General features: G+C 40.9%; 3 protein-coding genes and 3 pseudogenes. 2 read left to right on the top strand and 4 right to left on the bottom strand.

The window, feature by feature from the left end; translation table 11 throughout:
• Positions 1–335: 335 nt before the first annotated feature.
• The gene (locus CAN34_RS11415; RefSeq protein ID WP_368039496.1) at positions 336–1,325 is read left to right on the top strand and encodes a YhdH/YhfP family quinone oxidoreductase; all 990 of its coding nucleotides are present in this window, start codon (positions 336–338) and stop codon (positions 1,323–1,325) included.
• Between the two features lie 246 nt (positions 1,326–1,571).
• Here the strand turns inward: CAN34_RS11415 and ppc are convergent, their stop codons facing one another.
• The 4 genes and pseudogenes from ppc to CAN34_RS11400 all read right to left on the bottom strand — a co-directional run.
• Positions 1,572–4,346, bottom strand: coding sequence for a phosphoenolpyruvate carboxylase (gene ppc / locus CAN34_RS11410; RefSeq protein WP_089555755.1), 2,775 nt, complete (start codon positions 4,344–4,346; stop codon positions 1,572–1,574).
• 138 nt (positions 4,347–4,484) lie between these two features.
• Positions 4,485–4,646, bottom strand: a pseudogene (locus tag CAN34_RS14540) (hypothetical protein); the annotation flags it as partial.
• 375 nt (positions 4,647–5,021) lie between these two features.
• Positions 5,022–5,759, bottom strand: a pseudogene (locus tag CAN34_RS11405) (aldehyde dehydrogenase family protein); the annotation flags it as partial.
• Positions 5,759–6,094 (bottom strand): annotated as a pseudogene (locus CAN34_RS11400) (GntP family permease); the annotation flags it as partial. The pseudogenes CAN34_RS11400 and CAN34_RS11405, both read right to left, overlap by 1 nt.
• 169 nt (positions 6,095–6,263) lie before the next feature.
• Here CAN34_RS11400 and CAN34_RS11395 point away from each other — a divergent pair.
• Entirely contained in the window at positions 6,264–7,034 is a 771-nt protein-coding gene (locus tag CAN34_RS11395) for an IclR family transcriptional regulator (protein WP_089555754.1), read from the top strand.
• The last annotated feature ends 59 nt before the right edge of the window (positions 7,035–7,093 follow it).

The following is a 7,093-nucleotide window of genomic DNA, read 5'->3' as shown; positions in this document are numbered from 1 at the left end:
TTAGAAGATTAACGTCAAAACAATGATTGTTTTGACAATTTCATACTCAAAATCAATAAACCTCTTCAGGCGATTGTCTAGCAAGCACAAAGATTATTGATTTATACTTTCTTTTTTTCTTAGGTGAGACTATTCAGTATTGGGGTTTGCAGCTTGTTATCATAAAGCTGTTATGTTATTTTATATATCGATAACTTTTATATCGATATATAAAATAACTAGCATGCTATAAAAAGTGTAATATTAGCACCCTAATTTTGGCTTTAAACAATTGATGACGCCCAATCCTTTCGTTGCAGACGTTGAGGTATTACGGTGTTAGTGATGTATAAGGAATGAATATGAAAGCGTTTTTAGTAGAGAAAGTAGCAGATAGAGAATTCTTAGCTGCAATAAAAGAAGTGCCTGAACCTAAATGCGACGAAGATGAGATTGTAATCAAGGTATCCTATTCATCACTGAATTATAAGGATGCCTTAAGTTCTATAGGAAATCCTGGCGTCACTAGAAAATTCCCGCATATCACGGGTATTGATGTGGCTGGAGTGGTACATGAAACAGCATCTGACGCATTTGTAGTCGGAGAAAAAGTATTGGTCACCGGCTACGACTTGGGTATGAACACCGATGGTGGCCACGCAGAGTTTGTCAAAGTGCCCGCATCATGGGTCGCTAGCATTCCGGATGCGATAAGCGACAAAGAAATAATGACTTTTGGTACTGCAGGATTAACAGCGGCTTTGAGTGTCAATGAATTGCTAGACAACGGTGTCAAGCCAGAAGATGGTGAGGTTTTAGTCACTGGCGCCACAGGTGGCGTGGGTTCTATCGCCGTTTCTATCCTGAAAAAGATTGGCTTTACCGTCGTTGCCGTATCAGGGAAAGAAGAGCAAATCGATTACTTAAAGCAAATTGGTGCCTCAGAAGTCATCCTTAGAGATACTTTCAATGAGGATGCTAAAAAACCCATAATGGCTGAAAGATACGCTGGGGTTGTCGATACGGTAGGCGGTGAGATATTAGCCAATGCCTTGAAATATATAAAATATGATGGTGTAGCCACTTGCTGTGGGCTAACAGCGTCACATGAACTCAATACCAATGTATTCCCGTTTATTTTACGAGGAGTAAGATTGATCGGTATTGACTCTGTCGAATGCAAGTTAGAGAAGAAGCAAGCAGCATGGGATAAGTTAGCGGATGAATGGAAAATAGATACTTTAAATAGTATAACTAATCAGATTACTCTAGAAGGTGTCAAAGATACCTACGCATTAATGTTAGAGGGAAAATCAGTAGGCAGGTATGTGGTAAAAATATCATAAGGGTTTAGTTTCTCAGCGATATGATACGCCTCAAGTATTGGGCAAAATATTTTATTCAAAATAGGCAGAATCCTTAATAATTCGGTTCACCCTCAAAAACTTCACTCCAAGTACATCACCAATATCTCAATAATACAGACCATTGCTATCAATAGTCTGTATTTAAAGGTTCAAGTCATATTTTGCTGCTTTTAGCAGATCATAAGAGTTTTCTATTTTCACTCCATAACCATACTGCTCTAGCAATTACCCCGTATTACGCAAACCCGCTGCCAAAGCATTGATACTACGTATTAACGGATCTTCAACAGCAAGATCATCGTCGTTACCAGTAGCATCCCTTTGTCTGGCACGCTTTAACAGCTCAATCTGTATATAGTTGGTTGGATCTAAATACGCGTTCCGCCATTCAAGAGAAGCGGCAAGATTCTGCTGGTGCGCCAATAACGATGTCTGATTAAGCAAGGAGTTTAAGCCTGAACAGGTCAGTTCATGTTCATCGATTACCGCTTTCATAATCTTTTTACGTAATCCCTCATCTTCACATAGCTGGCTATAAGCCTGAGCAATACTCATATCAGATTTGGTAAAAGCCATTTCAATATTGCTAATAAACACGTTAAAGAATGGCCAGCAGTCATTCATCTCCTTCATCAAAGCTTCATCATCGATGACGCTATACAGAGCACTGCCGACACCATACCAAGCAGGCAGTGTAAAGCGCGCTAGAGACCAACCAAACACCCAAGGAATTGCGCGCAAGGTCGTCTTACTTGGCAAACCCTTATTACGGTGCGCTGGGCGTGAGCCGATATTTAATAAGGATATTTCTGCCACTGGCGTCGCTTGTGAGTAGAATTGATAAAAGCCTTCGGTATGATCAGTCAGCTGACGATAACGCTGTTCCCCCGCATCTGCTAAACGCGCAAAGAGCGCTTCATAATTTGGCAACTCAGGCGGTTGCACCACAAACCTTGAGGAGCAAGCTTTAAGCGTACCAGTGATGCCCATGGTTAGCTCAAACACCGCAGTATCGGTGTTGGCATATTTGGCATAGAGGACTTCGCCTTGCTCGGTTACTTTAATTTGTCCGTGCAGTGTACCCGCTGGCTGAGCGGCAATCGCGTTATGCGTTGAGCCACCACCACGACTGACAGATCCACCGCGACCATGAAACAAGCGGGTTTTGATACCATATTCATCAGCGATGCGGTTAATGGTTTGTTGCGCGCTATAAAGCTGCCATGCAGAAGTAATAATGCCGCCATCTTTTGATGAATCTGAATAACCAAGCATGATTTCTTGGGTATTATCTGAATGTTGTAGCAGTCCGCGATAAAGCGGGTTATCCAAGACGGCAGGTAAAATCTGATCGATATTTTTAAGATCTTCGATGGTTTCAAACAAAGGCGCGACGGGTAAGTCAGCAGATAATTGCCCCTTATCATCAATCTTGCATAAGCCTGCAAAGCGCATCAGCAGTAAAACTTCCAATAATTGACTGGCGTTGTTGGTCATCGAAATAACATAACTGCCGAAAGTATCTTGTCCGACCAGTTTACGTAATGTGGCCACAGAGCTCATCAAAGCCAATTGTTCGCGTGTTTTATCACTCAAGTTATCGGTGTAAATAAGTGGTGTGCCCGGCTTTTCAAGTAAACGCGTGAGCCACTCTTGGCGCTCGGTTTCACTCAGCGTCTGATAGTCTGGCAAATTAGAGGCATTAGCAAAAATATCAGCGATCACCTCGCTATGATAAGAGGACTCTTGACGAATATCGAGCGCTGCCAAATGGAAGCCGCAGGTTTTTACCAAACGAATCATATCGAGCAATAAGCCTTCGCCATGTACCTTGTCATGAGTATTCACGCTTTTTCGGATGATGCGTAAGTCTTCTAATAATTCTTGTGGATTGGCGTAAGCATCTTTTTCAGCCTCGCTATCACTACCTTTACTTTGAATAAATTTATTAGTGGCTTTGACTTTATTCAGTATTAAGGAGAGTAATCTGCGATAAGGCTCATTACCGTAATCATCAAGATTGTAATCAAAGACTCGTCTGTCGAGCTCAACGTAACTTTCAATCTTTGCATACACTTCAGGTTCGATAGGAACAATAGTATCGCTATGAATCAGTTCACGGCGCAACTTTTTGATCAATACTTGATAATGGCGCAAAACGGCATTGGCATGCATCAATACGGCCATTTCTGTGGTGTCATGAGTGACAAAGGGATTGCCATCTCTGTCGCCACCGATCCAAGAGCCAAAGCTCATGAACGCCGGTAATGGATAGTCGGTTAGCTCTGGATAAATATCAACAATGGCGTCTTTAATATTGCGATAAACCTTGGGAATGGCGCTAAATAAACTGGCATTGAAATAGTGTAAACCATTATTGATCTCGTCATAGACTAAAGGCTTACGGGTCCGCACTTCATCCGATGACCATAATAAATCAATCGTTTGCGCCGTTTGTTCTTTCGCTTGCTGGTAGGCAAAACTGTCTTCTGCAAGATTTTTTAACGCATCGCTATGCGTAAAGAGACTCTGTAATAGGTTCATCGTCGTACGGCGACGTGCTTCGGTAGGATGAGCGGTAAAGACCGGGATAAATTTTAGTTGCTCAATCAGCTCTTGCATTTGTGCCGGCTTAATATTGCGTTCACGGCATTCAAGCAAGGTGCGGCGAAACGAGCCTTCCCAGCTGTGCTCTGATTGCATACGCATGGCTTGACGCTGCTCGCGTAAGTAATTCTCTTCACTCAGATTGGCTAGGAAAAAATAGATAGAAAAGCTGCGTATGACATTTTTTAAGGTTTGATTGTCTAACGAAGCTATGAAGTCGATGAGTTGTTGCTTGTTCGCTTCGTTAGGCGCGCGGCGTTGTTGGATAAAGCCTTTGCGCAGGGTTTCAATCGTATGGAGCGTTTGTTCGCCCGTCTGCCGAGAAATCGCGTCCCCTAGGAATGATCCTAATAAGCTGATGCGCTCACGTAATACGTCGTTATCGATAGTCATCCTTAACCTTCTTATCAAATTAGTGGGCGAAATAGTCATGCTGTCTTAAACGTAGTTTTTATATAGATAGTTCTTTGTGACAAAAATTTATCACCATATTCACCAGCAGTGCTGTTCAAATTTATCTCTACGGTTTCTTCAGTATAGTTCAGCAATCAGCTTACTATGTTTTTTAGTATGTTTTTTAGTCAATATGTAGTGAGCAATCATCACGATACAAATATCCCAAAATACCGAACTCAGCCCCAAAAATTGCATGCTGAATGCCGTGGCTAAAAAGGTTATCAGCGCCGATATTTTTTATTATCTTCAGCAACGATTTTAATACTATTCATGCATTACATATATTGATTTATACGGCGTATGAAAAGTTATGGCATCAGACTTCACATACAAGAATTCGCAAACCGCGAAAGACTCATTTGTATATAGTAGGTTCATTTTAAAAAAGATACAGTGCTATTGACTATAAATTTTTTGCAGCCTCTGTCACGCCTGCGAACAGCAAGCAAGAAAAAATGATAGCAATAGCACGTTATTACAATCGTATCGCTTTCATTTTTAACTGACTATAGTCAGTTAAATTTTTTGGATAATCTAAATGTGCTTTCTTTATAAAAACAAGGTTAAGGTATTGCTCATATTTTTCAAATTATCACTAATAGGATACAGGTTCTAATCTAGAGTTGGCATAGAAAACTGCTTGTCTTCTCGTATGGTAGCACTTGGCCAGCGCTGGGTAACCGTTTTACGGCGAGTAAAAAATCTTACACCGTCTGGTGCATACATAAACAGATCTCCAAATAATGAGCGCTTCCAACCGCCAAAACTTTGCGATGCTACTGGCACTAGTAATGGAATATTCACCCCAACCATACCGACTTGGATATTATCAACGAAATAGCGAGCCGCTTCCCCATCTCGAGTATAAATCCACGTGCCATTACCATATTCATGTTCATTTATAAGTCCTATCGCTTCTTCCATTGTCTGCACACGCATCATTTGAAGTACGGGACCAAAAATCTCTACATCATAACTGTCCATCTCTTTTGTCACATGGTCTATTAGAGTAGGACCAACAAAGAACCCTTGCTCATGACCTGTTGGTGCTGTATTAGAACCATCAATGATGACATCTGCTCCTTGGTTTGCAGCACTTTTGATAAGCTCCAAAATTTTAGTTTTATGAGCTTGCGTAATGACTGAGCCAAAATCATTTTCTTAGTCCGAATAGGCACATAATTTTAGTTGCTGTATCGCCGGCTGTAATGCTTCAATCATTCTGTCAGCAATATCATCGCCTACTGCTACCGCAACAGGCAAAGCCATACAACGTTCACCTGACGAGCCAAAAGCTGCGCCTAATAGAGAAGTGACCACATTATCTATGTCAGCATCTGGCATCACTACGTTAAAATCACACAGGCCATGACGATAGATAAAACAGCCTGCTTTTTACCAAGCTTGGTAACTAATGACTCTGATATGCTAAGTGCGGACCCTGAATCATCCATCAACTTGCCAAATATAGCGCCTAGTAAAAAAAGCGGGAAAAAGCTGATGATATATCCGCCTAGACCCTTCATAAACACTTGGGTATAAACGCCAAGCATCGTACTGGCTTCACCACTTAAAAGCACAGCAAGCATTGCTAATAAGGGCGCTAATAAAATGACGCTATGACCACGGTAGGCCAAATACATCAATAACCCTAGCGAAAGAAAGATGGGCAAGAAACTTATCATATGCACTCCTTGTGCGATACCAGATCCATTTTATAAAAAAATATAACGATAAATTTTCTATCGATTTAATGAAATTACAGAATAACTTTATAATAACAAGCCTCAAACGCATAAATATTATCGTTATAATGATTAGAGTTATTTCATGTCATATGGGAGCTAAGAAGAAGTGAGTGATACTAAAAAGAAAGGTTCAAGCGTTGAGCGTGTTTTACAAATAGTAGAAGTCTTAGCCAGCTCACAGAGGCCAATGAGTGTTAGCGATCTAGCAGAAACGTTAGAGGTGCCTATACCGAGTATGTATCGGCTGTTGGATCAACTACAAAACCTAGGATTCGTCTATTTAGATTTACATGGGAAAGTAGCGTGCGGGAAACGAACATATAAGTTAGCTATGAATTTATGGCAAAACAGCCATTTTAAAACCGAAAGGCTGGTCATATTGCAGCAACTTTCATCGCAAATAGGAGAAACAGTAGGTATCGCGATTATGCAGGATTTAGACGTAGTTTATGTAGATCGCGTTTTATCTGAATGGCCGCTTCAAATATACCTACCAGTTGGAACTCATGTGCCAATTTGGGCAAGTGCAAGTGGTAAGCTACTTCTGGCACAGTTATCGAATGATAAATGTGAACGTATTATCGATAAGATGTCGATACATGCATTGACTACGAATACACAGACGGATAAAAAAAGGTTAACGCAGAGTATTACTGAAACACGGGATACTGGCGTAGGAATAGATAACGAAGAGTTTATTCCCGGTATGGTAGCTTGTGCTGTGCTGATTCCTAATGGGGAAAATGAAGCTTTTGCGACAGTTTTCACCCATGGTCCAACGGTAAGAAAAACTTTAAATGAGTTGTTAGAGTATGTACCTATCATGCGGAAAGCTGCTGATGAGCTATCAGGTATTTTTAGTAGAGACTATGAATAAAATTGTTAACAATGGGTAGCCCTCCCAACCATAAAAAAGCTAATAAATAGAATTTAAGC

The sequence above is a fragment of the Psychrobacter sp. DAB_AL32B genome (assembly GCF_002224105.1).
GTDB lineage: Bacteria > Pseudomonadota > Gammaproteobacteria > Pseudomonadales > Moraxellaceae > Psychrobacter.
Note: the sequence above shows the minus strand (reverse complement) of the source record. Positions and strands in the feature narration are given on the sequence as shown.

Bases quoted from the DNA above. Each gene is read 5' to 3' on its own strand.
- CAN34_RS11415 (WP_368039496.1), top strand. From the start codon at position 336: ATGAATATGAAAGCGTTTTTAGTAGAGAAAGTAGCAGATAGAGAATTC.
- ppc (WP_089555755.1), bottom strand. From the start codon at position 4,346: ATGACTATCGATAACGACGTATTACGTGAGCGCATCAGCTTATTAGGA.